General features: G+C 35.0%; 27 protein-coding genes. 20 read left to right on the top strand and 7 right to left on the bottom strand.

The annotated features are described in order from the left end of the window. Nucleotides 1-40: 40 nt before the first annotated feature. The 19 genes from buk to nagA all read left to right on the top strand — a co-directional run bounded on the left by buk (nt 41) and on the right by nagA (nt 18,592). Nucleotides 41-1,105 carry a butyrate kinase gene (gene buk, locus LY60_RS09420; RefSeq protein ID WP_145082742.1) on the top strand — a complete coding sequence of 355 codons (1,065 nt, stop codon included), beginning with the start codon at nt 41-43 and terminating at the stop codon, nt 1,103-1,105. 221 nt (nt 1,106-1,326) lie between these two features. Next, nucleotides 1,327-2,214, top strand: coding sequence for a DarT ssDNA thymidine ADP-ribosyltransferase family protein (locus LY60_RS09415; protein WP_170226158.1), 888 nt, complete (start codon nt 1,327-1,329; stop codon nt 2,212-2,214). 96 nt (nt 2,215-2,310) lie between these two features. Further along, nucleotides 2,311-2,907, top strand: coding sequence for a GNAT family N-acetyltransferase (locus LY60_RS09410; RefSeq protein ID WP_145082738.1), 597 nt, complete (start codon nt 2,311-2,313; stop codon nt 2,905-2,907). Nucleotides 2,908-3,082: 175 nt separating this feature from the next. Continuing rightward, the gene (locus tag LY60_RS09405) at nt 3,083-3,697 is read left to right on the top strand and encodes a 4Fe-4S binding protein (protein ID WP_145082736.1); all 615 of its coding nucleotides are present in this window, start codon (nt 3,083-3,085) and stop codon (nt 3,695-3,697) included. A gap of 94 nt (nt 3,698-3,791) precedes the next feature. Then, entirely contained in the window at nt 3,792-4,481 is a 690-nt protein-coding gene (locus LY60_RS09400; RefSeq protein ID WP_145082734.1) for a PrsW family glutamic-type intramembrane protease, read from the top strand. Nucleotides 4,482-4,604: 123 nt separating this feature from the next. Then, nucleotides 4,605-5,867, top strand: coding sequence for an amidohydrolase family protein (locus LY60_RS09395; RefSeq protein WP_145082732.1), 1,263 nt, complete (start codon nt 4,605-4,607; stop codon nt 5,865-5,867). Between the two features lie 193 nt (nt 5,868-6,060). Continuing rightward, entirely contained in the window at nt 6,061-6,798 is a 738-nt protein-coding gene (yqeC, locus tag LY60_RS09390; RefSeq protein WP_145082730.1) for a selenium cofactor biosynthesis protein YqeC, read from the top strand. Beyond that, nucleotides 6,788-7,372, top strand: a complete 585-nt coding sequence (locus tag LY60_RS09385; RefSeq protein ID WP_145082728.1) for a nucleotidyltransferase family protein — start codon at nt 6,788-6,790, stop codon at nt 7,370-7,372. Before yqeC ends, LY60_RS09385 begins: the two co-directional genes overlap by 11 nt. Beyond that, complete coding sequence (gene yqeB, locus LY60_RS09380) at nt 7,369-8,175, top strand: selenium-dependent molybdenum cofactor biosynthesis protein YqeB (protein WP_145082726.1); 807 nt, start codon at nt 7,369-7,371, stop codon at nt 8,173-8,175. Before LY60_RS09385 ends, yqeB begins: the two co-directional genes overlap by 4 nt. Before the next feature lie 148 nt (nt 8,176-8,323). After that, complete coding sequence (locus LY60_RS09375; protein ID WP_145082724.1) at nt 8,324-9,175, top strand: MurR/RpiR family transcriptional regulator; 852 nt, start codon at nt 8,324-8,326, stop codon at nt 9,173-9,175. 185 nt (nt 9,176-9,360) lie between these two features. Continuing rightward, entirely contained in the window at nt 9,361-10,746 is a 1,386-nt protein-coding gene (locus LY60_RS09370; protein WP_145082722.1) for an ABC transporter substrate-binding protein, read from the top strand. Between the two features lie 81 nt (nt 10,747-10,827). Continuing rightward, nucleotides 10,828-11,784, top strand: coding sequence for a carbohydrate ABC transporter permease (locus tag LY60_RS09365; protein WP_170226157.1), 957 nt, complete (start codon nt 10,828-10,830; stop codon nt 11,782-11,784). Nucleotides 11,785-11,797: 13 nt separating this feature from the next. After that, nucleotides 11,798-12,631, top strand: a complete 834-nt coding sequence (locus tag LY60_RS09360; protein ID WP_145082718.1) for a carbohydrate ABC transporter permease — start codon at nt 11,798-11,800, stop codon at nt 12,629-12,631. Between the two features lie 10 nt (nt 12,632-12,641). Next, complete coding sequence (locus tag LY60_RS09355; RefSeq protein ID WP_145082716.1) at nt 12,642-13,691, top strand: serine hydrolase domain-containing protein; 1,050 nt, start codon at nt 12,642-12,644, stop codon at nt 13,689-13,691. A gap of 14 nt (nt 13,692-13,705) precedes the next feature. After that, nucleotides 13,706-14,644: a BadF/BadG/BcrA/BcrD ATPase family protein gene (locus LY60_RS09350; RefSeq protein WP_145082714.1), complete on the top strand. Its 939-nt coding sequence runs from the start codon at nt 13,706-13,708 to the stop codon at nt 14,642-14,644. Beyond that, the gene (locus LY60_RS09345) at nt 14,632-15,729 is read left to right on the top strand and encodes an ABC transporter ATP-binding protein (protein ID WP_145082712.1); all 1,098 of its coding nucleotides are present in this window, start codon (nt 14,632-14,634) and stop codon (nt 15,727-15,729) included. The genes LY60_RS09350 and LY60_RS09345 overlap by 13 nt, the downstream gene beginning before the upstream one ends. A 10-nt stretch (nt 15,730-15,739) precedes the next feature. After that, nucleotides 15,740-16,678: an N-acetylmuramic acid 6-phosphate etherase gene (gene murQ / locus LY60_RS09340; protein WP_145082710.1), complete on the top strand. Its 939-nt coding sequence runs from the start codon at nt 15,740-15,742 to the stop codon at nt 16,676-16,678. Between the two features lies 1 nt (nt 16,679). Continuing rightward, on the top strand, nt 16,680-17,438 hold the full coding sequence (gene nagB, locus LY60_RS09335; RefSeq protein ID WP_145082708.1) for a glucosamine-6-phosphate deaminase: 759 nt from the start codon (nt 16,680-16,682) through the stop codon (nt 17,436-17,438). After that, nucleotides 17,435-18,592, top strand: a complete 1,158-nt coding sequence (nagA, locus tag LY60_RS09330; protein WP_145082706.1) for an N-acetylglucosamine-6-phosphate deacetylase — start codon at nt 17,435-17,437, stop codon at nt 18,590-18,592. The genes nagB and nagA overlap by 4 nt, the downstream gene beginning before the upstream one ends. 260 nt (nt 18,593-18,852) lie before the next feature. Here the strand turns inward: nagA and LY60_RS09325 are convergent, their stop codons facing one another. The 5 genes from LY60_RS09325 to LY60_RS09305 all read right to left on the bottom strand — a co-directional run bounded on the left by LY60_RS09325 (nt 18,853) and on the right by LY60_RS09305 (nt 23,699). After that, complete coding sequence (locus LY60_RS09325) at nt 18,853-21,144, bottom strand: xanthine dehydrogenase family protein molybdopterin-binding subunit (RefSeq protein WP_145082704.1); 2,292 nt, start codon at nt 21,142-21,144, stop codon at nt 18,853-18,855. Further along, nucleotides 21,131-21,604 carry a (2Fe-2S)-binding protein gene (locus LY60_RS09320; RefSeq protein WP_145082702.1) on the bottom strand — a complete coding sequence of 158 codons (474 nt, stop codon included), beginning with the start codon at nt 21,602-21,604 and terminating at the stop codon, nt 21,131-21,133. The genes LY60_RS09325 and LY60_RS09320 overlap by 14 nt, the downstream gene beginning before the upstream one ends. Beyond that, nucleotides 21,594-22,385, bottom strand: coding sequence for an FAD binding domain-containing protein (locus LY60_RS09315; RefSeq protein ID WP_145082700.1), 792 nt, complete (start codon nt 22,383-22,385; stop codon nt 21,594-21,596). Before LY60_RS09315 ends, LY60_RS09320 begins: the two co-directional genes overlap by 11 nt. 359 nt (nt 22,386-22,744) lie before the next feature. After that, nucleotides 22,745-23,239 carry a rubrerythrin family protein gene (locus tag LY60_RS09310; protein WP_145082698.1) on the bottom strand — a complete coding sequence of 165 codons (495 nt, stop codon included), beginning with the start codon at nt 23,237-23,239 and terminating at the stop codon, nt 22,745-22,747. A 43-nt stretch (nt 23,240-23,282) separates the two neighbouring features. Continuing rightward, the gene (locus LY60_RS09305) at nt 23,283-23,699 is read right to left on the bottom strand and encodes a Fur family transcriptional regulator (RefSeq protein WP_145082696.1); all 417 of its coding nucleotides are present in this window, start codon (nt 23,697-23,699) and stop codon (nt 23,283-23,285) included. A 229-nt stretch (nt 23,700-23,928) separates the two neighbouring features. Between LY60_RS09305 and LY60_RS09300 the strand changes: the two genes are divergently transcribed. After that, entirely contained in the window at nt 23,929-24,828 is a 900-nt protein-coding gene (locus LY60_RS09300; RefSeq protein ID WP_145082694.1) for an NYN domain-containing protein, read from the top strand. Nucleotides 24,829-24,856: 28 nt separating this feature from the next. Here LY60_RS09300 and LY60_RS09295 read toward each other — a convergent pair whose 3' ends face one another. Next, nucleotides 24,857-25,846 (bottom strand): GIY-YIG nuclease family protein, encoded by a 990-nt coding sequence (locus LY60_RS09295; RefSeq protein ID WP_145082692.1) that lies wholly within the window; start codon nt 25,844-25,846, stop codon nt 24,857-24,859. Then, a complete protein-coding gene (locus tag LY60_RS09290) occupies nt 25,843-26,532 on the bottom strand; it encodes a hypothetical protein (RefSeq protein ID WP_145082691.1) in 690 nt (229 codons plus the stop codon). Before LY60_RS09290 ends, LY60_RS09295 begins: the two co-directional genes overlap by 4 nt. Between the last annotated feature and the right edge of the window lie 31 nt (nt 26,533-26,563).

The raw sequence follows: 26,563 nt of genomic DNA, 5'->3' as shown, positions 1-26,563 counted from the left end.
AGTATTTTCACTTAAGGTATAAAAAATATAGGAGGCACTTGTGTATAAGATACTTGCAATCAATCCCGGTTCCACTTCAACAAAAATAGCGCTTTACGAAAATGAGCAGGAAATTCTGGTCAAGACCCTGGATCACCCTTCTGAAGAAATGGAAAAGTTTGAAAAGGTTGTTGATCAGTTTCAAATGAGAAAAGACGTTGTTCTTTTATTTTTAAAGGACAATGGTTTTGATGTAAATAAGCTTGATGCAGTGGTTGGAAGAGGAGGAATGCTTCCGCCTGTAAAGTCGGGTGCATATAGAGTCAATGATTTGATGGTTGACAGACTTAAAAACAGACCCGTTGTAGAACACGCATCGAACCTTGGAGCACTTATTGCCCATGAAATTGCTTCTTCAATAGGAAAAGAAGCATACATTTACGATTCGGTAAAGGTTGACGAATTGATACCGGAAGCTAGAATTTCAGGAATGCCCGCATTGCCGAGAACCAGCACAAGCCATGTATTAAATTCCAGGGCTATGGCAATTAAGGCAGCAAAGAACATGGGTAAAAATTACACTGAAATGAACTTTGTTGTTGCCCACATGGGAGGCGGGGTTTCCTTAAGTGTCTATGAAAAGGGAAGATTAAGCGACATCATTTCTGACGATGAGGGACCATTTTCACCGGAACGTTCAGGAAGAGTAAACTTAAGGCCATTCATGGACATGTGTTTTTCAGGAAAGTACGATAAAAAAACAGTGGGGAAAATGATAAGCGGAAACGGAGGGCTTAAAGGCTACCTTGGAACAACAGATGCAAGAGAAGTTGAAAAGATGATACATGAAGGTAATGAAGAAGCAAATCTTGTTTATAGAGCCATGGCATACCAGATCGCAAAAGGAATAGGCGAGCTTGCAACAGTATTGAAAGGTAATGTTGACGCCATAATCTTAACAGGGGGCATTGCGTATTCAAAAATGATGACAGACATGATAAAAGAAAGAGTTGAGTTCATTGCTCCAGTTGAAATTATGGCAGGGGAAAATGAAATGGAATCACTGGCCCTTGGAACATTGAGAGTTCTTAGAAATGAGGAACAAGCAAAAGAATACACAGAATAAGTTTTGGGACTGCTGCATTAGCATATTCATGTCATTTTGAGCGCTGCGAAGAATCTCATATTTTAAAGTAATGAGATTCTTAGGGCTAAAGCCCTCAAAATGAAACGATAATAAATGCTAATGCAACAGCCCATTTTTTTCATAAAAATAGTTTCAATTTTAATCACATAAATGAAAACCTTATCTAATATAAATTATTAAAGATGTGAGGAGGAATTTATGTGAAAAGTGATTGCCATAAGCTGAAAGAAACGGTCAAAAAATTGAAAGAAGAGCATGAGTTCAGGGGGCTGCTGCACTACACAGACTTTTCTAACTTAAGTTCCATAATAGAAATAGGATATCTTTGCAGCAGGGCTCTTTGTTATGCAAACAACATAGAGTTTACGGATGTATGGGATAAAGACATTAAAGCAGTAAACGACCTAAAAAACTGCACAAGGTTTTATTATGAAAAAAAATGCAACAGCCGCCTGAAAATGGACGTTCCAGTTTGTCTGGTGTTCAGTGAGGAATTAATTTGTTTTGATCTGTCAGTGTTTACAGACGGTGATGCAGACTCCATTTATACAAAATTTGGAACTGACAATGAATTCTTCAGCAAGAAAATAGACTGGGAAACGGTGTTTAATATAGAACCGGATGATGATTTAAGTGAAAACATGAAGACTTCAAGACGAAAAAAAATGGCAGAGCTTATTATTGATGAACCGGTTTCTATAAGAAATTTAAAGAACATAGTGTTCAGGAGTATTGCAGACTACAAGAGGGCGTGCAGCCTCTTTGGAAAGAATAAATATTACAGTGTAGAACCTGAAATGTTTTTTAATGAAAAAAACTTCATCAAGGATTACAACATAGTGTATGATGGTAAAATTGACAGTAACATCTTTGTCCTTCATTTTTCTACAAACCAGCCTGTTCAAGAATCAGGAAACAATGAATACAAACTCTATGACCTGGAAGGTAACATAATACGAAGTACAAAGATAAAATTTCCCGAATCCTCCAGTGTGGATTTTAATCTTGAAGTTATGAAGACAGAAGTTCCTGTTAGGTTTGAGTTTTGGTTTGGTGGAATACTTTCCATTGAGGAAACAATAGGATAAATTAGGCACAGCTTAATTTGTCTTTTTTATTATTTATATTGAAAATTTCGATTATGTGCAGTATTATATATAAAATTATGATAGAGAGGGATAAAGATGAATAACTGTAAAATAAGGCTTGCTAACGAAGGTGATTATTCTTCAATTTTAGATATCTATGAACCATTTGTAAGGGATACCATTATTACCTTTGAGTACAAAGTGCCGTCAGAAGAAGAATTCATAGAAAGAATGGCCAAAATTCAAAAAACATTTCCACTTCTCGTTTGCGAAGAAGAAAACGTGGTTGTAGGATATGCCTACATTTCACGCTTTAGAGAAAGGGAAGCCTATGACTGGTCCGTTGAATCCTCTATTTACATAGATCCTTCACATCAGGGCAAGTGCATTGGAAAGGCACTTTATGTTGCTCTTATTGAATTGTCAGGTCTTTTAGGATATTGTAATATTTATGGTGTTGTAACGATGCCTAACATCAAAAGCGAAAAACTGCACAGCAAGCTTGGTTTTGAAAAAGTTGGAATACTGAAAAATGTTGGCTTCAAATTCGGAAATTGGGTGGATGTTCAATATTTGAGCCTTAATATTAAGGAATACACTCTCTGTCCTGAAAAGCCTAAGAATATAGCTGAATTAGCCGGAACTGAAGAATTTGAATCTGTTATGAAAAGAGTGCAAAGCATCATTGAATAACGGTTCAGTGATTTAATCACAGAACATATACATACCAACATGTATACTATGACAACATATTAGTTAAGTCATATTAAGATTAAAAAATATATGCAATTAATTAATTTTCACGAATGAATATCGCCAAAATTTTTAGTTGTATATTTTTTTGTCGCGAAATTGCATGGAGGTATTAATGACTAATTTTTTTAAAAATTTAAAGAACAACAAAAATCTTTTTGTCATCAACATTTTATATTTCACACTTGGTTTTGTGAATATACACTTTTCGCTTCTGGGGCTGATTTGCATGATTCTTCCCATGGTATTGCTTGTAAAAACAAAAAGGAAGACATATTGTCAGGGATATTGCCCAAGAGCAAATCTATATACAAAAGCAGGAAAACTTACAAGCAAGTTTTCTTTAAAAACTCCTACTTATTTCATTAAAGGAAACTTAAAATATATAATGCTGATATATTTCGGAATAAGCTTGTTTTTCATCACCATGTCAACGGCAAGAGTTGCGTCGGGATTAATGAATCCATTGGAACAGCTGAGGTTTTTCATAGTGTTTCCAATTCCTTTCAAAATGCCGCAAATGATTGAATTAAACAACGTATTGCCTTGGATTACACACATGGCATACCGCTTTTATTCAATGATGATGACCACAACCATAATTGGTTTGGTGCTTGCATTTGTTTACAAGCCAAGAACCTGGTGCACAATTTGTCCTATTTCAACCATATCGGGACTATACCTTGACGCTCAGAAAAAAACACAGGAGCAGGCAATAAGCTGCCAGTAAAAATTATTTCCTGTAAAAATAGTTTGCCAATTGAATAATAAAGTAATAATATAAAAGAATAAGTTTTATGTAAAAATTCATAATTGGAGAGGCTATGAACATAAATTTATTTATGACGGCAATAACCCCAGGCATTGCGCTTGGTTTGTTTTTCTATTTATTTGACAGACATGACAGAGAACCTGTAAGAATTCTTTTAAAAGTCTTCATTATGGGGATAATTTCTGTAATTCCAACAATTTTTGTGGAAAACATTCTGACTTTTTTCAATGTGTTTCCTGGAATAATCGGTATTGGGTACACGGCTTTCATAGTAGCCGGACTCACGGAGGAATACATGAAAAGGCAGGTTGTTTTAAAAAATGTTTACTTCAATCCGGTGTTTGATGAGAAGCTGGACGGCATAGTATATTGCGTAATTGCAGCCCTCGGTTTTGCAACCATAGAAAATGTAATGTATGTTGTGTTTAGATTTTCAGATGTTGAATCCATAGGATTTTACAGAGCAATTGTGTCTGTACCTGCACACATGCTTTTTGCGGTTACAATGGGTTATTATTTATCCATGGCAAAATTTGCTCTCACAGAAGAAGAAAGCCAGTATTATTTTAAGAAATCACTCTCTGTTCCTACAGTTCTCCACGGTATTTTTGACTTCATACTCATGTCACAAATAGATATTCTGATGGTTTTATTCGTACCTTTTGTTATTTATCTTTGGGTGAACAACTTAAAGAAATTAAATGTGTATTATGCTGATTCGAAAAAAAGAAACGGGTTGTAAGAATACACACTATTAAGGCACAGTTCGCTGTGCTTTTATTTTGTCAAAAATATATTGCATTATTATGGAAATTGTGATAAGATTAAGAGTTGTGTTTTTAAGGTTATAAGAAAGAGGATTTAGATGATTAAAATATATAAAGGAAATATTCTTTACACTGAAACATCAGAAAAATTTACAATAGTTAAAAATGGATATATAGCTGTTGAAGAAGGAATTATTGAAGGAGTTTATTCACAGCCCCCCGAAAAATATAAAAATATATTGCCGGAGGTAGATACAAAGGGACTCATAATACCGGGATTCAACGATGTACATGTTCACGCACCACAGTGGGTCAATGCAGGTATGGGATTTAGCCTTGAACTTTTACCATGGCTTGAGAAATATACTTTTGCAGTTGAAGGAAATTACAAGGATGCTGAATTTGCAAGGTCATCATATAGTCTGACAATCGAAGAGATGAAAAAGAACGGCACCACAAGGGCAAGCATGTTTGCAACAAGCCACTCTGAAGGTACTAAGATATTGATTGAACTTCTCAGAAAGTCAGGCATGGGAGCATTGGTTGGAAAAGTGAATATGGATAGAAATTCAATAGAAGGCCTCATGGAAGATACATTGACATCTGCAAATGAAACAGTTGAACTTATTGAGTGGATGAACAGTACAAAAAACAATGACAATGTGGATTATATTGTTACACCCAGATATGTTCCGTGCACAACTGCAGAGCTCATGAAAAAACTATCAGAAATAGTAAATAAGTATAATCTTCCTGTTCAGTCACATCTTGATGAGAACAAGGATGAAATAAAGTGGGTGAAAGAACTTCATCCTGAGTGCAGGGATTTTACAAGTGTTTATAATGACTATGGTCTTATGCCCAAAGGTCAGACAGTAATGGCTCACTGTGTCCACTGCTCAGATGATGAGCTCATTATGCTTAAAGAACGTGAAGTGATGATAGCCCACTGCCCTCAGTCTAATGCAAATTTGTCAAGCGGCATGATGCCTCTTAGAAAATATATGGACGCAGGACTAAAAATTGGACTTGGCTCTGATGTGGGAGGAGCTCATTCTCTCAACATGAGAGAACACATAGTTGAAACAATCAAGACATCAAAACTTTACTGGACTGTTTTTCCGGAATATAAGCCAGTTAGCTTTTCTGAAGCATTTTATCTTGCCACTAAAGGCGGAGGTTCTTTCTTCGGCAAGGTAGGCTCATTTGAGAAGGGTTATCAGTTTGATGCCCTAGTAATTGATGATGAAAATCTCATAAACGAAATTCCTCACAACCTGGAGGAAAGACTTGAAAGATTTGTTTATGTGGGCTCACATGAAAATATAGTCAAAAAATATGTGGCAGGGAAATTGATATAAAATCTGAGCAATGTAATTCATTGCTCTTTTTTGTAAAGAGGAACAATATTTCAGCTTCTAAAAATACCATTCTATTTGAAAATCAACCAGAATCGCGTATATCATTTTATATTCATTGATATTTAATATTATAAATTGTATAATTAATAAAATGATTTCAGTATCTGCCTTCATGGTTTAAAAATGAGGATTTATGAAAACTTTAAAGGAATTGTTTGATATAAAAAAGGGTGATGTTGTTTCAATTACAGGTACAGGAGGGAAGACATCTCTTCTGTTTACACTTGGAAATGAACTGAGGAAAAAGAGCAGGGTGCTTATAACCACCAGCACCAAAATTTTAATGCCTTCAAAAGAATATTATGATTTCATATACCCTTGCATAGATGATTACATTCGAGATAAAATGAAGAATCATGAGGGAGAAACAGTGATTTCCAGCAAGTACATTAAGGAAGAAAAAAAACTGATTGGAATCAGTGATGAAGACCTTGAAAGTGTAATGGATGATTTTGATGTTGTGCTCATTGAGGCAGATGGTTCAAAAATGCTGCCTCTCAAAGCATGGAAGGACCATGAACCTCCTATACTAAGAAAAACAACAAAGACAATTGGTGTTTTTCCCATTGACATGCTGGGCGAAAAAATAAAACAGGACAATATATATAATTACGAGGGTTTCATTAAGTTTACTGAAGGAAGCTTGATTGTAGACAATGAAACCGTAGGAAGAATATGTTCCAGCCCAGATGGAATATTTAAAAATTCAAGAGGAAGTTTGTACTTGTTCATTAACAGGGCAGATGACAGTGAAAAGATACAGACAGCTCGAAAACTTGCAGAATACCTGAAAACAAATGCTGCAGGGAATGCATTTGATTTTAAAATTTGCACGGGTTCATTGAAAGAAGGGGTATATTATGAATGTTAGCGCAATAGTTATGGCTTCAGGTATGTCAAGAAGGATGAATAAAAATAAACTCCTCATGAAATTAAAAGACAGGCAAATTTTTGAATACATACTTGACACAATCAATAAATGCGATTTTTATGATAAGACTGTTGTGGCAAAGGATGAGGAAATACTGCAAAAGTCCAGGCTTCTGGGATTTAATGCTGTTAAAAATACAGAGTATGAGAACGGTCAGAGCCGGTCTGTAATTCTTGGCGTTCAAAAATCAAAGGAAGCCGATGGGTACATGTTTTTTGTGGCAGATCAGCCGCTTGTATCTGTTGAAACTGTAAAGCTCATGCTTGAAAGTTTTGAAAAAAATCCCTGTTGTATTATAGTGCCCAGGTGCAAAGATAAAATGAGGAATCCTGTAATTTTTCCACATTGGCTAAAGGAGGAACTTTTAATGCTTAGCAAAGACAATGGAGGAAAGGCTGTCATAGTTAATAATAAGGATAAAATAGTCTTTGTAGACACAGACAGAGAATATGAATTCTTGGATATTGATACCATTGAAGATTATGAAAATGTCAGTAAGAAGGTGGAAAGATGAAATCAAATATTGTCCTGGTAAGAGGCGGAGGAGATATTGCTTCAGGTGTTGTACAGAAACTTCACAGATCCGGTTTCAGGGTGCTCATTCTTGAAACAAAACAGCCTACTTCCATAAGAAGGACGGTATGTTTCTCAGAAGCAGTATACAGCGGAATAAAAGTTCTTGAGGATACAGTTTGCATATTGGCTGAAAATGCAGATGAAATATACAGTGCATGGGAAAAGGACCAGGTTCCGATAGCTGTTGATCCTGAAGGATATTATATAAACATATTGAAACCGGATGTTGTAGTTGATTCAATAATAGCAAAAAAAAATACCGGCATGAGCAGGAATCTTGCTCCTGTTACTGTTGCAGTGGGTCCCGGATTCACAGCAGGAATAGATGTTGATGCTGTAATTGAAAGCAACAGGGGACACAATCTTGGAAGAATTATTTTTGAAGGTGAAGCAGCTCCTAACACAAAGACACCCGGAAGCATAGAAGGATACACATGGGAACGGGTAATTTATTCGCCGTGCAAAGGAACATTCAGGACATCCCATAACATCGGTGATATAATTAAATGCGGAGAAACTGTAGCTATAGTTGACGGTAAGGAAGTAAAAGCAAAAATTGACGGCATACTCAGAGGAATTTTAAGAGACAACACATATGTGACTGAAAATTTCAAGGTCGGAGATGTGGACCCAAGAGTGGACCAGCTTGAAAATTGTTTTTCAATTTCTGACAAGGCAAGAGCCATTGGAGGAGGAGTTCTGGAGGCCGTGATGATTTTTAAGAGAATTAAAGGGATTTAAATAGAGAATATAGAGAGAGTTCGCTATACTTTATTGTTTATTTTGTAATAATATGGTATGATTAGAGTATCAATACGTTTTGACGCTCATTTCATATTATACGGCAAAACATTTACGGTCATGTCTCAAAGTTTTTAGGAGCGTAATAATGGATATATTAAATGTTATAGAAAATTTAAAACCTACATTATCTTTAAATGATAAAAAATTAGCAGACTATGTAATAAATAACAGGCTGGAAATATGTGAAATGACTGTTCAACAATTTGCAAGTGTATCTGATACAAGTCCCGCTGCAATAATTCGTTTTTCAAAGAAGCTGGGATATAGTGGTTTTAAAGAATTTCAAATGGCTATAGCCAAAAATTTAAGTAAAGAATTAAATCAAGAAAAAGAAATATATGAACAAATCACCACAAATGATTCTACAGAAAAAATTATTTCTAAAGTAATTAACGCTCATATAAATGCTGTTAAAAATACAGAATCCATTATTAAATCAGAAATAATAGATGAAGCTGTAGATGCAATAAATAATGCAGATACAATTCATTTGTTTGGTGTTGGTGGTTCTTATGTTGTTGCTTTGGATTTTCAATATAAATTAGTGAGAATAAATATGAAAACCAGTCTGCACAGCGATTACCATCTGCAGCTTGTTTCAGCATCCTACATAAACAAAAATGACATAGCAATTGCCATTTCCAATAGCGGCAAGACTAAAGAAACATTTAACAGCCTGAAACTGGCAAAAGAAAGAGGAGCTAAAACAATTTCAATAACTCATGTCGGCAAAAATCCAATAGCTGATATTTCTGATATAAATATTAATACAATACATATAGAACAGGGTTTTAGAATAGGAGCCATATCTTCAAGAATATCGCAGTTAACCTTAATTGACATCATATTCATGAGTTTAATTAAGAAAAATTACGATCATATTCCAAAACAAATAATAGAAACGGGCAGCATAATTTCCGGTTTAAAGCTAAAATAAGTAAGATTGCGACAACAAGTCTAAATCTTATTTATTTTTTATTGTAAAAAAGTTAAATTTATAAATTAAACTGTTGAAATAATGTTTCAAATAAACTATAATTAATTTAAAATAAAATTTCAATAAATGTTTCAAATTAATTCAGAAAGCATCTGGCTTTCAAAAATAATTATGGAGGAATAGTAATGAAAAAGTTTGCAAAGGTATTATCAATTACTCTAGTAGCTGCAATGCTGTTAGCAGGATGCAGCAGCGGAGGGACAGCAGCAGACAGCAACGCAGCTAATAATGCATCAAACGAAGCTGCTCCCAGCGTTCCACAAGATAAAGAAGTAACTCTGAAAGTAACATTTTTCGAAGCAGGTTTCGGCAACAAGTGGCAGAACTGGCTTAAAACAGAATTTGAAAAACAATATCCAAATGTAACAGTGGAGTTGGTTGGAGATGCTAACCTTACAGAAACTTTAACACCAATGATTGAAAGCGGAGTAGATGCACCGGATGTTTATATGGCAAACGGTAGCATGTGGGAAGAATGGGGACCACAGGGTTTGGTAATGGATTTAACAAGTCTTTATGAAGAAAAAGTTCCGGGAACTGATATGACATTGGATGAGTATATTACTGATGTAGCAAAAGATAAATTTTACTTTGACCTTGGAAAAGATAATGGCGGAATAAAAAAATACTCTGTTCCTTGGTCAGCAGGTCCTATGAGCGTTGTTTACAATGTAAATATGTTTGAAGAACATGGTTGGGAATATCCAAAAACTTGGGAAGAATTCGAAGCTTTATGTGAAGAGATTAAATCTGCCGGTATTGCACCTTTGACTTATCCAGGAAAATTTCCTAATTATACAAGACCGTTCATTAGAGGATGGCAGTTACAAGCAATGGGCGAAGAAAAATTCTTTGGAGAATATAAAAACCCAACAAGTGCTGATATTTATGGAGATACAGCAGTGTTGGAATCATTCAAGAACTTTAGGAAATTATTTGACAAAGGTTACATAATGAGCGGAACTACTGCACTAGATCATACACAGGTTCAAATGGAGTTCATTAACAACAAAGTAGCTATGATACTCAATGGGTACTGGTTAGAAAACGAAATGTCAGAAGCATGGCCGCAGGGATACAGAATTGCTATGGCTCCTGTTCCACAAGGTGGAAAAGTGGATAAGCCTGTATCATTTATTAATATGCCAGACTACATGGCTATATATAACAATACTGAAGTGCCTGAAGTCGCAAAAGCATTTGTTTTATTCAGCTTAAGCCCGGAATCATGTGAACAGTTTGCTAAGCTTGCAGGAGGATTAAGACCATTTAATTATGAACTTAGTGATGAAGTAAGTGAATTCACTCAAACATGCCAAGATGTTATAACTAATGAAGCTTATTATCAATATACAGATGCAAGCAGTAACCCTTTAATGTTTAAATCATTGGGAAATGCATATCTGACTCAGATTTCAACCGGTGAAATAACACCTGAAAAGGCTGCAGAAGACTTTAAAAATGAAGCTGCAACAGAATATGATAGGGTAAAAACAGATTTAGGCTTATAATCTGATTATAAAGGAACTCCATAATGGAACGCTCATTAGGAGTTCCTTGAGTTTAAAATAGCTATCAGAGAGGTGATGATTTTGAGCGAAATTTCAAAAATCGAAAACAAAGACAAAAATAAAAAGTTAATTAAAGTGAAATCAAATAAATTGAACAAATCAAAATTATTTGTTGTTTTAATGCTGGCATGGCCTGTTGCTCATTGGCTGATTTTCACACTTTTTATGAACTTGCAGACTTTAGCTTATTCATTTCAAAGATTAAACAGATTTACAGGTAAAATGCGTTTTGCCGGTATAGAAAACTACATGGAACTATTTAATAAGATAATAAATAATACTGCTTCATACGGAATAGCATTTAGGAATACATTCTTATGGCTTGGATTGAACGTCTTGGTTATAGTTCCCTTATCATTGGTTGTGGCATACGTGCTGTCTAAAAAAATTCCTTTTTATAGATTTTTTAATGCAGTGCTTTTTATCCCCAATATTATATCAATAGTTATATTGACCATGGTTTGGTCATTTGCCTGGGCTCCAAACCAAGGATTGGTTAATGAGCTTTTAACAAGAATTGGAATGGAGAACCTTACAAGGGTCTGGCTGGGAGATCCCAAGACAGCTCTAATAAATGTATTTATTTATTGCGTATGGGCAGGTATCGGTTTTAATAATCTGATTTTAAGCGGAGCAATTGCAAAAATACCTAAAGAGATATTGGAATCAGCTGAGTTAGATGGAATAACAAACTGGCAGGAATTCATTCACATTATAATACCAAGCGTATGGCCAACAATATGCACTGTTACAATCTTAGGTGCAACAGCAGCATTCAGAGTATTTCTCCATCCACAATTATTGACAAACGGCCAATACGGAACATCAACCATTGCACTTAAAGTTGTTGAGGAAGTATTAGGTGGCGGAAGCTATGGCCTTGCCTCTGCAGCCGGAATAACAATGGCTGTTTTGGGTTACATTGCAGTATCTATTATTAAAAAATTCCTGGACAAAAGAGAAAAGGAATGGAGCTAAAGGAGGATATAAATTGGGAAGAAAATTTAGCAAGACTGTTCTAATATTAATTGAAGTATTGTTGTTTTCATATGCATTTTCATTAATTTTCCCTTATATATGGGTTTTAATTAATTCATTTAAAACAGTTTCTGAATTTTATAGCAGCACATGGAGTCTTCCTGCAAAGTTTGATTTTACAAATTATGCAAGGGCTCTTAAAGAAACAAACATGCTCTCATATTTTAAGACAAGTATTGTTTTAACAATTGTTGGTACGGTTCTTCAGGTAATCTGTTCAGCCGGTACAGCATATATACTGGCAAAATACAAATTTAGAGGTAATAAGCTGATATACGGTATGGCAATAGTTGGATTCTTAATACCAACATCAGGAACACTCGCTCCATTGTATGTTTTCTTAAAAGACACAGGTTTATTTAATATATACGGATTAATAGTTATGTATGCTACCGGCATGGGAACAAACATGGTAATTTTTTATTCTTTCTTTAAAAAAATATCGTGGAGTTATGCTGAAGCAGCATTTATTGACGGAGCCAGCGATTTTAAGGTGTTCTGGAATGTTATGTTTCCCATGGCAAGAGAAGCAACAATTGCAGTTACTATAATTACTGCAATTAATATTTGGAATGACTATTTCCTTCCATCCATACTGCTTACAAATCCAGAACTTCAGACAGTGGCTGTGGGACTCAGATCATTGCAGGTTCAGCAGCAATATAACGCAACGTGGACAGTCTTGTTTGCAGCAGTAATAATAGCCACACTACCTACAATTTTAATATATATTATATTTCAGGACAGAATTGCCAAAGGATTTCTGGTTGGCGGCCTTAAGGAATAAGGAGAGATTTATGTTTATTAAAGAAAGAGTTGAATATTTAGAAAATTACATTATTAGCTTGTGCGAAAATCAAACTTTTCCTGGAGCTGCGTTTGTTCTTATGGATGAAAAAGATTCATACATGAAATGCTTTGGAAAATCACAGCTAATACCAACTGAAGAAAATCTAATTGATAATGCCATATATGATTTAGCTTCACTGACCAAGGTCATTTCAACAACAACATCAATCATGATGCTGATGGAACAAGGGGTTTTGCACCTGGATACGCCGGTTTCAGACATATTGCCAAGATATAAAAACAATAAGGTAACAATAAGACATCTGTTGACTCATACATCAGGTCATGATGCTGATATAGACTGCAAAGAAATGAACAAGGAGCAATTAATTGATGCAGTGTTCAACAACAAAGTAAATGACCTACGGTTTGAAAAGCAGGTGTTGTATTCAGATATTGGATTCATTTTGTTGGGATTTATAATTGATGCCTTAACAGGGTCCTATGAAAAATTTGCAGAAGAAAATGTATTTAATAAACTTAATATGACTGATACATTCTTTAGTCCAAAAGATGAAATAAAAGGGCTTTGTGTTCCAACTGAATTTTGTAAAATGCGCAATAAAATTATTAAAGGTATGGTACATGATGAAAAATCATATGTTCTTGGGGGAGTTGCAGGACATGCAGGACTGTTTTCAACAGCCGGTGATTTAAAGAACTTTGCAAGAATGTATTTAAATGACGGTGAGTTTAACGGACAAACAGTTTTAAGCAAACAAACAATCAAATTGATTTCAAAATTACATACAGAAGGATTAAATGACGACAGAGGATTAGGCTGGTGGGTTAAGGGAAAGAATGCTGCATTGTGTGATTTTGCCGGTGACAGAACAATATATCACAGCGGTTTTACTGGAACTTCAATAATCATGGATTTAGTCAACAAAAAAGCTTTCATACTTTTAACTAACAGAATCCACCCATCCCGAGATAATACTAAATTAGTAAGCTTAAGAAGAAATATACACAATATTGCTTTAACATCTATAAAATAAAGCTGGGAAGACATATGGAATATATAATCGGTATAGAATCTGGAGGAACTAAGTCACATCTTGCAGCATATGACTTGGAACAAAATTTAATATTTGAAAATAACGGAGGATACGGCAATCCTTCAGTTGATGCCAAGCAAACAATTGCCAATATAAGCAAGTTGATTGAAAGCTGTTTGGAAAGTATAAAAGGTGAATGCAGATTTTTAGCAGTTGGAATGGCCGGTGCCGACACCGGAGATTTTAAGGAAATTTTACATAATTACATAAAAGATAAATTTATGCTGGACAACATTATATTGAATGATGCTGAAATGACAGCAAAAGCGTACTTGAAAAATGAAGATGGAATAATTGCAATAGCTGGAACAGGTGCTTCTGTATATGTTCAAAAAAATAATGAAGGAAAAGTTATTGGAGGATGGGGCCATATTTTAGGAGATAAAGGAAGCGGTTATCATACTGCTGTTGAAGCTCTTAAAAGAATAGCTGCACAAATAGATAACGGACTTGAGTTAGATGAATTAAGTACAAAGATCATTAGAGAAATTTGGGGCAGTCTTCCAAATTCTCAAAAAGAAATTACAGAAATTGTACCCAAGGTGATTAAGAAGTTTGTTTATGACAATCCCAAAAAAACAGTAGCTTCACTGTTTCATATAATTGTAAATCTATCAGATAAAGATAATGCTGCTGCAGTAAAACTTTTAGAAGATGCAGGGAAATATTTAGCAGAAACAACTGTATCAGCAATTAAGGAATTTAAAACTGACGAAAATATAAAAATTGGCTTAAATGGGGGAGTATTTCATAACAGCATTGTTGTACTTGAATCATATAAAAATGAAGTTTCAAAATACAGTAAAAATTGCCTGTTTATTAATAAGGACATAATGGTAACAGAAGCAGTATTTAATCTATATGAAACCAGGAGGAAAACGTGGCATCTATAACATTAAAAAATATATATAAAAAATATGATCATGATGTAACAGCAGTTGAAGATTTGAATCTGGAAATACAAGACAAGGAATTTATAGTCTTAGTCGGACCATCAGGATGCGGCAAGACTACTACTTTACGAATGGTAGCAGGGCTGGAAGAAATAACCCAAGGAGAACTGTATATAGAAAATAGAAAAGTTAATGATGTTGCTCCTAAGGACAGAGATATTGCCATGGTATTTCAAAACTATGCCTTGTATCCGCATATGACTGTGTATGATAACATGGCTTTTGGTTTGAAAATAAGAAAAATGAGCAAAGAAGAAATAAATGACAGGGTTATTAATGCTGCAAAGATATTAGGAATAGAAGAGTATTTAAAAAGAAAGCCACGTGCACTTTCAGGTGGACAAAGACAAAGGGTTGCCATAGGCAGAGCAATAGTGAGAGACCCAAAGGTGTTTTTAATGGATGAGCCATTGTCAAACCTGGATGCAAAGCTTAGAAATGAAATGAGAACTGAAATATTAAAACTTCATAAAAGACTTAACACCACTTTTATATATGTAACACATGATCAGACAGAAGCCATGACACTGGGAGACAGAATAGTAATAATGAAAGATGGAGTTGTTAATCAAGTTGATACACCTCAAAATGTATATGAAAATCCATCAAATGTATTTGTGGCAGGATTTATCGGTACTCCTCAAATGAATTTCTTTGAAGCAGAATTAAGTTGTGAAGACGATAATTATTTTATTATATTTAATGGACATACAATAAACTTATCAAAAGAATATGTTGAAAAGTTTAAATCAAAAAATATTAAATCACAGCCAATAACGCTTGGTGTAAGACCTGAGTGCATTTCAATCACAGACAAGTTACAAGACAGCTACGAAATAAATGTTGACGTATCAGAGTTAATGGGAAATGAAATGTTAATACATTCAAGAATTAATGACAATAAAATCGTTATAAGAAGCGAGACACGCTATGATATTAAAACAGACCATAAGATAAACATATCTTTCAAATGGGACAAAATTCACATGTTTAATAAAGAAACAGGAATCAATTTAGAAATGTAGGAGCAAATAAATGACAATTATTGAAAATGGTATGATAACGGAACAATTAAACGAAAATACCTCTAACATAGATAAGATGAGCATAAGAGAAATAATAGAAGCTATAAACAACGAAGATAAAAAAGTAGCTTTTGCTGTAGAAAATGTTATACCCGAAATCACTAAAGCCGTTGACATAACAGTATCAGCTTTAAGAAACAATGGAAGACTGATTATAGTTGGAGCAGGAACAAGCGGCAGACTGGGAGTATTAGATGCTTCAGAATGTCCTCCTACATTTAATACAAATCCAGAGTTGGTTAAGGGCCTAATTGCAGGTGGTGACATAGCCCTCAGAAATGCAGTGGAAGGAATTGAAGACGATGAAAACAGCGGTGTCAATGACTTAATAAAAGAGAAATTCAATTCTAATGATGTATTGATAGGAGTTGCAGCCAGCGGAAGAACACCATATGTTAAAGGTGCAATAAAGTATGCTAAAGCTGTTGGAGCTAAAGCAATTGCAATATCCTGTAATCCAAATTCAGAAACAGGAAAGCTTGCTGATGTCAGCATTGAAGTCATAGTGGGGCCGGAAGTTATATCAGGCTCAACAAGGCTTAAATCAGGAACAGCTCAAAAAATGATACTTAACATAATCAGCACAACAACCATGATAAAGCTGGGAAAGACGTATAAAAATTTAATGGTTGATTTGCAGGCATCAAATTCAAAATTAAGACAAAGGGCGTTAAGAATATTTAAAAATATAACAAATGTTGAAAATGAAGATGAAGCAAAATTAATTCTTGAAAAAACAAATTGGAATTTAAAAGAAGCAATTGTTATATATGAAACGGATTGTTCTTTAGATGAAGCTAAAGATTATTTGATGCAGTCAGAAGGGTTTGTAATCGATGCAATTCAATTAGGAAAAAAATATCTTAATGCAAAGACTGTTAGAGGGTAAAATGGAAGTTATAATAAAAAACAGCTATCAGGAAATAAGCAGCCTGGCAGCTGGCTATTTGTTAAATACAGTTAAAAATAAAGAAAATGCAGTGCTGGGCTTGCCTACAGGCAGCACTCCATTGGAGATGTACAAAATAGTTGTCAATGAATACAAAAAAAATAATATATCTTTTAAAAATATTAAAACATTTAATCTTGACGAATATATTGGTCTTAATAAGACTGATAAAAACAGTTATTATTTTTTCATGGAAAAAAATCTGTTCTCACATATTGACATTAACTGGGCGAACATTAATATTCCAAATGGGATGACAAGCAGCATTGAATCAGAATGTCTTAATTATGAAAATAAAATTAAAAAGGCTGGTTTCATAGATATATTATTTCTGGGGATCGGCAAAAATGGACATATAGGATTTAATGAACCAGCTGAATATTTTGAACCCCATACACACGAAGTTAAATTACATCAAAATACTATAAATATTAATTCAAGATTCTTTAATAAAATTGAAGATGTTCCGAAAAAAGCCATAACTATGGGAATAAAAACAATACTGTCGGCTAAGAAAATAGTTTTAATAGCAGCAGGTTCATCAAAAGCTGAAGCTATTTCAAAAACTATAAGCGGCAAAATAGATCCCAGACTGCCGGCATCTATATTGCAGCTTCACAATAATATAACAATTTTACTTGATAATGAAGCAGCTGAAAACATAAAAGATTACAATTTTCTAAAGGTGGGTTGTCTATGAGTATATTGCTTAGAAACATTAAAATCATTACTCCTTCTGAAGTATTAATCGGATATGAAGTTTTAGTAAAACAAGGTAAAATTACTAAAATTGATTTGCAGGAAAATATGCAAAATATTGAATTTGATGAAATTATAGATGGAAAAGGCCAATACTTATCACCAGGTTTTATAGATATTCATAACCACGGTAATTCAGGATATGATTTTATGGATTCAACTATAGAAGCCATAGATTCCATAGGTAAATATCATTTGCAAAACGGTGTAACTTCATATTTAGGAACTGTTTTAACGCAGTCATATGAGAATATTGTTGAAGCTGTAAAAAACATTGCAAATTATGAAAATAAGGAAAATTCATCACAAATACTTGGAATTCATTTGGAAGGACCATTTTTTTCCCATAGCAAAAAAGGAGCTCAGCCGGATAAATTTATAAGAGATCCGGATATTATTTTTATTAAAGAATTAATAAAAATATCAGACAATAAATTAAAAATGGTATCCATTGCGCCTGAAAAAGACGGAGCACTTGAGTTAATCAGATATTTAAAGGAAAAAAATGTTGCAGTATCCATGGCACACAGCAATGCTACTTATGAAGAAGCCATGAATGGCATAAATAATGGTGCAACAATTTCAACCCATTTATATAATGGCATGAGAAGTTTTAATCATAGAGAACCTGGAATTGTTGGAGCATCATTGACAGATGACAGAGTTTGTTGTGAATTAATATGTGACAGAATCCATTTGCATGATGCTGCAATTAAACTGGCATTAAAGGCAAAGGGAACAGATAAAGCAGTGTTAGTTTCAGATGCCATGCGGGCAGCAGGTTTAAAAGACGGCGAATTTGAATTAGGCGGACAAAAGGTAATGGTAATTAACGGCGAAGCTCGCTTGTCAGATGGCAGTCTGGCAGGCTCAACTTTAAATTTAAACAAAGCAGTATACAATATGGTGAAATTTTTAAATGTTCCTATACATGAAGCAGTAAAAATGGCCAGCTTATCACCTGCAAGAGCTATAGGCGTTCATGTTAACAAAGGAAGCATTGAAGTCGGAAAGGATGCAGATATGTTGTTGCTTGATGATAATGTTAATGTTTCTTGTGTGATAAAAGGTGGGAATGTAATATTTAAGAAGTAATGATAAGAAATTAATACTGTGACGGTAAAACTAATTAGAAGGTTGCTGCACAACATGGAGCAACTCAGACCATTGACAAACACTGACGCAGTCATCCTGAACGATAGTGAAGAATCTCATCTTTATTGAAAACCTGAGATTCTTCGGGCTAAGCCCTCAGAATGACAACGTCGAAAGTTTATTTGTCATCCACCTGAAGTTGCTGCATCATGGAGCAACTTTTTTAATTTAAAACTGCTGCACAAACGTGCAGCAGCATATTAAATATTATTTCTTTCAAGCATTTTCAAGGCTATTTTTTCAGCAGTTATGGGAAGTTCCCTGAAGTTTAATGCTGTTGCATTGTAAATGGCATTTGCAATTGCAGGTGCAGGAGTGTTTATAACCACTTCACCTATGGATTTTGCCCCGAACGGACCTGTGGGTTCATAGCTTGATTCAAATTCAACTCTTATGTTGCCGGCATCTATTCTGGATGGAATTTTGTACTGCATAAATGAATCGTTCATCATACGTCCATTCTCATCATAAATTATATCTTCAAACAGCGTCATTCCTATTCCCTGGACTAATCCGCCTTCAGTCTGGACTCTTGCTAGGTTTGGATTTATAGGAGTTCCGCAGTCAACAACTGCAGCATAATCAATTATGTCCACTTTGCCTGTAAGCTTGTCTAGTTCGATTTCTACAATTCCAGCCATGAATGGAGGAGGTGATGTAGGAGAATAGTTAGATGCTGAGGCTGTAAGATAGTTGTTGAATCCAACAAGGCTGTTATTTCCAATGTCTTTTAATGAAATACTCTTGTTTTCTTTCAGGGAGAACACTTCCTTGCCGTTAAACTCAACGTCATCAGAATTAAGATTAAGAAGTCTGGCTCCTTCATGAAGTATTTTATTTTTAAGAGCTTCACATGCTTTAATAACAGCCATTCCTGTAATGTATGTTGTGCTTGAAGCATAGGATCCTGTGTCGTAAGGAGACACATCTGTATCAACGCCGTTTACTGCAATGTTGTCCAGTTCGCATTCAAGACATTCTGCAGCTATCTGTGAAAGAATGGTGTCGCAGCCCGTTCCCATGTCAGTAGCGCCTATCATCAATGTGTAGAAGCCGTCATCATTGAGCCTTATTTCCACTGCTCCAACATCAACGTTTGAAATACCTGAACCCTGCATGCATACAGCAACGCCAACGGATCTTACCTTATGGTTTCCCATGTCTTTGCACGGGTACTTTTCATCCCAGCCTATCATTTCTTTAGCTCTTAAGAGACACTTGTCCAATGTGCAGCTTTTAAGCTCTTCATTGTAGTATGTGGGCATTTTATTTCCAACCTGTGATTGGGTGAGCATGTTTTTCATTCTAAGTTCTGTGGGGTCCATGTTAAGTCGTGCTGCCAGCTCATTTATGGCTGATTCAAGTGCAAAGAATCCCTGTGTTGCACCATATCCTCTGTAAGCACCGCCGCCCATGGTATTTGTGTACAACACATCGTAATTGAACTTATATGCAGCAGCGCTGTTATAGATAGTCATGGCTTTGTGTCCGGCAAGACCAACTGTTGTAGGGCCATGGTCACCGTAAGCTCCTGCATTCCACAATGTGTCCATGTGTATAGCCTTTATCATTCCATCATCATCTGCCCCAAGGCGTATTCTGATTTCACTTTCATGTCTCGGGCTTCCGTTTGTAAGGCTTTCTTTTCTTGAGAACACAATTTTTGCAGGTTTTCCTGTTATCCATGTTACAACTGCAGGGAACATTTCACTGACAGAAGATTGTTTAGAGCCGAAGCCTCCGCCAATTCTAGGCTTAATAACACGTATTTTTGATTTCGGTATGTCCAGAGCATTTGCCATTATACGTCTTATATGGAAAGGCACCTGGGTGGAGCTTAAAATGTTAAGCCTGCCGTAAGCATCCATGTATGTGTACGTCCTGAATGTTTCCATTGCAGTCTGATGATTTGCCTTTGTGTGATATGTTTCATCTATGATTTGAGAACATTTTTTTAATTCTTCTTCAACATTTCCAAATTCAAAAACTTCCGAAGCACATATGTTTCTGTCTTTGTCTGTTCCAACATCAACCAGTGCCTTGAAATCTTCTTCGGGGTGCACAATTATTTTATTGTCCTTTGCTTTTCTAAAGTCAAGAATCGGCTCTAGAACATTGTATTTTACCTTTAACAATCCAATAGCCTTGTCAACGGATTTTTCATCCCATCCTGCAACTATTGCAACAGGATCTCCCACACATCGTATATGTTTGTCAAGAATTGACCTGTCGTAAGGACTGAACTCAGGGTATGTCTGTCCTGCAGTTGTGAACCTAGTTTTGGGAACATCTTCATATGTGAGCACGCATTCTATGCCGGGCACTTTTTTTGCTTTCTCAGTGCTGATATCTTCAATCATGGCATGAGCATGAGGACTTCTTAAGAGCTTTACAGTCAGGCAATTTGGCGCTATATCATCTGTGTAAACGGGTTTTCCTGTAACCAGTGCTAAAGCATCTTTTTTTCTGACACCTTTGTTAACTATTTTCATAAGAACCCTCCTTTACACGTGATAAATATTTTTTTATGGCTCTTAGCTGTCCCATGTAACCGGTACAGCGGCAAAGATTCCCTTCCAGATATTTTTTGATTTCTCTTTCTGAAGGATTTATAAGTTCATTTTTCATGGCAAGTACATTCATTATGAATCCAGGGCTGCAGAATCCGCATTGTTCGGCTCCCTCATCGGCTAAAAAGCCACCGAATTCCAAGGCTTCTTTTTCAAGACCTTCAATTGTTGTGACATGTTTTTCGTTTGCCCGCACTGCAAGAGCAGAGCATGAAAGTACAGGCTTATTATCAAGCATGACGGTGCACAATCCGCAGTTAGATGTCTCGCATCCTCTTTTCACGCTTAAAAACCCTTTTGATCTTATGAAATCAAGGAGCAGCATGTCAGGTGCTATATCATCATTAAATTCTTTGTTGTTAATCCATAATTTAATCTGCATGATTTCCTCCTATTATTTCTTCAATGTTTCTTTTTATAAGAACGTCAGCAAGAAGCCTGCGATACCTGGTACTTCCTCTCATGTTTGTTCCGAATGTCATCAATTTGGTTATATCTTGAGCAACCTTGTCTATTTCTTCATTGCTTGGTTTTTCACTTAAGGTGAACTGTTTTAAAACTGCTTTTCCAGGGCGCGCTCCCACTGAAGCATACCATTCATTTCCTTTGTTTGAAACTGCGCAGGCAAGAACAGGAAAATCAGAAGAACTCATGCGGTGGCTTTTGTAGCACGATGACCTTCCATCTTTCTTTATTATGATTCTTACAAGAATATCATTGTCGTAAGGCATGTCTACAAATTTTTTTAAAGGAACAATTCCTCCTTTGTGAAGCTCAACATAACTATCAAGAGACAATAGTGCGGTCAAAATATCAGAAAAGCCAAATCTGGAATAAATGCTTCCTCCTATTGTTGCAAGATTGCGCATTTGAACTCCCACAATGTGTTCAACTGATTTTGAAAGCAAATTGTTGAAATAGCTGTTCAATCCCAAGTGATTTTCCACATCTCTAAGCGTGCACATTGCTCCTATTTTAAAACTGTCGTCATCTTCTTCAATTGTATTAAGATTGAGATTAGAAAGGTCAATAGCTGTTCCTATTTTTTTTCTTCCCATTTTAAGCCAGAGCATTCCGCCGATTATAACATTTCGCCTGTTTTGATTAAGCTCATATGCCTGATCCAGACTTTCGGCAACAACATATTTATCTATAGTAAACATGAATACACTCCCTTCATATAAATTAATCTATCTGAATAGTCAATTAATTTTACATTAATTCGACAAAATATTCAATGAAACTTTATAAAAAGGGATAAATATTCTGAAATATGATTTCAGACAAAAAAACCGCTCATTATGAGCGGCAGACTATTGACAAACCGTAGGGGAGGACCTCGTGTCCTCCCGGGGCTATTAATTCAAAATTTGTTATCTGCGGGAGAGCACAAGGCTCTCCCCTACGAACTTAGATTTCAAGTTCACAACAATTACCAATATTAATTAATTTAATAACCTTGTCATCAATCTAATCGCTCATTATGAGCGGTTTAATTATTACATTTATTATGTTTAGGTGATTAGTACTTTATAAATTTTGTGCCTGGTACGCCGCAGATGCTGCATTTATCAGGAACAGATGTTTCAATGTTTCCACATACAGGACATAAGTAGTAAGTAACTTCTTCTGTATTGTCTATATTTTCCAAAGCTTCCTTGTATAATTTCGCGTGAACTTCTTCTGCTTTCATTGCAAAAGTAAATGAATTAATTGCTGCTTTGTTTCCTTCAGCTTCTGCTGCTTTAATGAATTCAGGATACATGCTTTCAAATTCAAATGTTTCTCCTGCAACTGCATCTGCCAGGTTGTCAGCTGTAGTCTTGATTTTTCCTGCAACTTCTAAATGTTTTTGAGCGTGCAATGCTTCTGCATCAGATGCTGCTCTGAAAAGTTTAGCTGCATTAGTTTTTCCTTCTGCTTCAGCTTTTTTTGCGTATGCAAGGTATTTTCTGTTAGCCTGTGACTCTCCAGCGAAACCATCCATTAAATTTTTAAGTGTTTTGTTATCTTCCATAATATCCTCCATAAATTTTATTTTATATTCTGCCTTACGGCGATTAAGCATTTGAACATTTAGGGCATAAGCCCTTGAAATACACGTTTTTATCAGTTGTTTTAAAGCCGTTTAAATCATCAGTGTTTATTGAATCCATGTTTATTCCAAAATCAAAAATTTCTTTGCACTGCTGACATTTGAAGTGGCCGTGATTAAAGGTGTTTATGTCATATCTGGTTTCATTGTCCTCAATGTTTATGACTTTTACAAGATTTGCACTGGTCAATGAGTTTAAAGTGTTATAAACAGTTGTTTTTGACAGAGTTGGAACATCCTTGTGAAGTCCGTTGTAAATCTGGTCAACTGTAGGGTGACATTGATTTAAAACAAGGAATTCCAATACCTTCAATCTTTGATGTGAAAGACGTATATTATTTTTTTTAAGTTCTTCCAACAAATCTTCAAGTATTATTTTCATATGACACCTTCTTTAGATTTATATTGATTTCTAATTTGTAATGATTACAAACTAATAATACTATCAACAAAATGATTTGTCAAGCACTATTTATGAAAATGTAATTTCTTATTATGATTACAGTCAGAATCAGAATAATTAATCTACAATTCATTTATTATTTGTTTTTGTTGATAAATTATGTTAATTGAAGTATTATATATATAACATAAATCGGAGAGTGAATGCAATGGTTGAAGAAAAACGATTTGCAGTGCTGATAGATGCGGACAATGTGTCAGCAAAATACATAAAAAACATATTGGACGAAATAACAAATTACGGTGTTGCAACGTACAAGAGAATTTACGCTGATTGGACAAAGCCCAATACTTCATCATGGAAAGATGTCCTTCTTGAAAATTCTGTTACTCCAATACAGCAGTATGGCTACACTGTAGGAAAGAATGCCACGGATTCAGCCATGATTATTGATGCCATGGATATTTTGTATTCCGGCAATGTTGATGGATTTTGCATAGTGTCAAGCGACAGCGATTTTACAAAACTGTCCTCAAGGCTCAGAGAGTCAGGCATGCTGGTGGTTGGAATGGGAGAAAGGAAGACTCCAAAACCATTTATTGCTTCATGCAATCAGTTCAAATATCTGGATGTGCTGGCAGAATCGGAAAATCAAATTGCTGCGGACAATTCCTCAGGACAAAGGACCGATGGGTCAAAGACAGAAGGGGATAGTCAGGCAGATAAAACTTCAAAAGCATCTAAAAACAGTACAGACAAAAATGACAAGACCATGACTGATATAAACACCATTAAGATGGCAATTATCAAAATGGTTAATGAAATAGACGATGAAGATCAAAGCATGAACATAGGAGAATTAGGAAGCAGGCTTGTAAAAAGATATCCTGACTTTGACGTGAGAAATTACGGTGATACAAAGCTTTCTAAATTTTTAAAGAAATTTGACTTCCTGGATATGCATACAAAGGGAGCAGAAGGAACATCTCTGTGGGTGTCATTAAAGCACAATCCAACAGAGCAGGAATCACATGCTGAAGCTGCAAAGCCAGCCAAAACACAAAAAGTTCGAAAAAGAACCTACAACAAAAAAAAGAAAACACAATAAATTCCGGGGACGGACCTTTTAATTCAAATTACTGAATTAAAAGGTCCGTCCCCACAGTCTTGTATTCGTCGGGAAGGTTTATTATTTCAGAATACAGAATGTCCCTGTAATCCATGTGCGATTTTTCGTCCATGTCAGCTAAAAAATTTTCTGTTGATTTCATTCCCCGCCTGATGAAGTCATTTTTAGTTTCATCACTTATTTCGCTGGTTTCAGATAATTTTTCTTTTAAAACAATGTTTCCACCGGATATGAAAAAAAGCTTGTACCCATTTTTCAGCGGTATTGTTATAAATATGCTTGAAGTCATGATGATTTTGTATTTATTTATTGCTGTTTTAAGATATTCCATGTTTTGAATCATGTTTCTGTACATTATTGCTGATTCGAAATTGCACAGAGATGATTCTGTCTGCATTTTTTGATTTAAAATTTTAATGAAAATATCAAAGTTATTTTCGTCAGAAAACAAATGGAGCAATGATTTTTTATTCTCCTGAAAAATTTCCTTGTTCATGGAAACAGGAAAGAGGTTGTATTCAAAATCATAGCTGTCATTTGATTTTATTATGGGGTACAGATTCTTTAACGAATCCATGATATCATACAGCATGTACTTGTTCCTGAAAGGTCCGAAGGAATTTTCTTCTCTTGTGCTTGTAACCTTTAAGGAATTGTGGCGGTTGAAGTCTTCTATTTTAAGATAGACGTAACGTTTGTCATTTTTCATCTGAGAGTTGAATATGGGCTGTATGGATTTAATGAGACTGCATTCCAGAAGCATTGCCTCCAAGTGGGTGTCAGTGACCACGTACTCAATGTTGTCAATGAGTCGCACCATTCTGTTGACTTTATCCCACTTAGGATTATCTGCAAAATAAGTTTTCACTCTTTTTTTAAGGCTCTTGCTTTTTCCAATATATATAATGTTTCCTCTTTGATCAATCATTTTGTAGATACCGGGAAGCTCAGGAAGTTGCTCAAGTATAGTTTTAATTTTGTCTGAAATGTCTATCATTTATCACCATCATTATCCTTTGATTTCAGGTTGTATGTATACTTTAAAATATTATCTATTTTATCCTTGTCGGAATAATTCACTCTTACTGCAAGTTCACGGTTGCTTTGAAAAATACTGTCCATGTATAACACCAGGTTGCAATATATCCCTTTAAAAAACATTTTGTTTTCATAGGCACCGCCCCACTCATACTGGAGTAGCTTATCCTTATTATAAAATTTGTCTCTAACGAGCACGCCATCTTGAAATAGGGCGATTTTTACTTTTTCTTTGTTAATATCCAATATTAAAATACATACGGAAGCGATAATCATATAGAGACTGTTCATGAAGTCATTTGGATAATGCAACGTTTCATAATATTCAATCATCTTGTCATTTTCGTAAAAGTAATTGCTTAAGCTCTCTATATATATGGGATTGAACAGTTGAAAAATACTGTTTAAATATTCTCTCTTAAGCATATTGTACATACTGCTGATTTCTTTAGTGAACATGGTAATCCAAATGATCACAAGAATCAAATATAACCATGCAAAGTTGTATTTATTGTTCAGCTGCACAATAAGATAATCTTCTTTTTTTCTTCTTAGAGATATGTTTTTATTAATGGAATAGGCAGTATAAATAATTGAAAATGCACTTACTATGGAATAAAAAAGCATTGAAACAGAAGCATTCATATAATTCCCTCCATCATTATAATAACACATT

The organism is Sedimentibacter saalensis, from assembly GCF_007830175.1.
GTDB classification, from domain to species: domain Bacteria; phylum Bacillota; class Clostridia; order Tissierellales; family Sedimentibacteraceae; genus Sedimentibacter; species Sedimentibacter saalensis.
The sequence above is the reverse complement of the archived record's forward strand: the minus strand, read 5'-3'. Positions and strand labels throughout refer to the sequence as shown.

Bases quoted from the DNA above. Each gene is read 5' to 3' on its own strand.
- LY60_RS09410 (WP_145082738.1), top strand. From the start codon at position 2,311: ATGAATAACTGTAAAATAAGGCTTGCTAACGAAGGTGATTATTCTTCA.
- LY60_RS09405 (WP_145082736.1), top strand. From the start codon at position 3,083: ATGACTAATTTTTTTAAAAATTTAAAGAACAACAAAAATCTTTTTGTC.
- LY60_RS09400 (WP_145082734.1), top strand. From the start codon at position 3,792: ATGAACATAAATTTATTTATGACGGCAATAACCCCAGGCATTGCGCTT.
- LY60_RS09395 (WP_145082732.1), top strand. From the start codon at position 4,605: ATGATTAAAATATATAAAGGAAATATTCTTTACACTGAAACATCAGAA.
- yqeC (WP_145082730.1), top strand. From the start codon at position 6,061: ATGAAAACTTTAAAGGAATTGTTTGATATAAAAAAGGGTGATGTTGTT.
- LY60_RS09385 (WP_145082728.1), top strand. From the start codon at position 6,788: ATGAATGTTAGCGCAATAGTTATGGCTTCAGGTATGTCAAGAAGGATG.
- yqeB (WP_145082726.1), top strand. From the start codon at position 7,369: ATGAAATCAAATATTGTCCTGGTAAGAGGCGGAGGAGATATTGCTTCA.
- LY60_RS09375 (WP_145082724.1), top strand. From the start codon at position 8,324: ATGGATATATTAAATGTTATAGAAAATTTAAAACCTACATTATCTTTA.
- LY60_RS09370 (WP_145082722.1), top strand. From the start codon at position 9,361: ATGAAAAAGTTTGCAAAGGTATTATCAATTACTCTAGTAGCTGCAATG.
- LY60_RS09355 (WP_145082716.1), top strand. From the start codon at position 12,642: ATGTTTATTAAAGAAAGAGTTGAATATTTAGAAAATTACATTATTAGC.
- LY60_RS09350 (WP_145082714.1), top strand. From the start codon at position 13,706: ATGGAATATATAATCGGTATAGAATCTGGAGGAACTAAGTCACATCTT.
- murQ (WP_145082710.1), top strand. From the start codon at position 15,740: ATGACAATTATTGAAAATGGTATGATAACGGAACAATTAAACGAAAAT.
- nagB (WP_145082708.1), top strand. From the start codon at position 16,680: ATGGAAGTTATAATAAAAAACAGCTATCAGGAAATAAGCAGCCTGGCA.
- nagA (WP_145082706.1), top strand. From the start codon at position 17,435: ATGAGTATATTGCTTAGAAACATTAAAATCATTACTCCTTCTGAAGTA.
- LY60_RS09325 (WP_145082704.1), bottom strand. From the start codon at position 21,144: ATGAAAATAGTTAACAAAGGTGTCAGAAAAAAAGATGCTTTAGCACTG.
- LY60_RS09320 (WP_145082702.1), bottom strand. From the start codon at position 21,604: ATGCAGATTAAATTATGGATTAACAACAAAGAATTTAATGATGATATA.
- LY60_RS09315 (WP_145082700.1), bottom strand. From the start codon at position 22,385: ATGTTTACTATAGATAAATATGTTGTTGCCGAAAGTCTGGATCAGGCA.
- LY60_RS09310 (WP_145082698.1), bottom strand. From the start codon at position 23,239: ATGGAAGATAACAAAACACTTAAAAATTTAATGGATGGTTTCGCTGGA.
- LY60_RS09305 (WP_145082696.1), bottom strand. From the start codon at position 23,699: ATGAAAATAATACTTGAAGATTTGTTGGAAGAACTTAAAAAAAATAAT.
- LY60_RS09300 (WP_145082694.1), top strand. From the start codon at position 23,929: ATGGTTGAAGAAAAACGATTTGCAGTGCTGATAGATGCGGACAATGTG.
- LY60_RS09295 (WP_145082692.1), bottom strand. From the start codon at position 25,846: ATGATAGACATTTCAGACAAAATTAAAACTATACTTGAGCAACTTCCT.
- LY60_RS09290 (WP_145082691.1), bottom strand. From the start codon at position 26,532: ATGAATGCTTCTGTTTCAATGCTTTTTTATTCCATAGTAAGTGCATTT.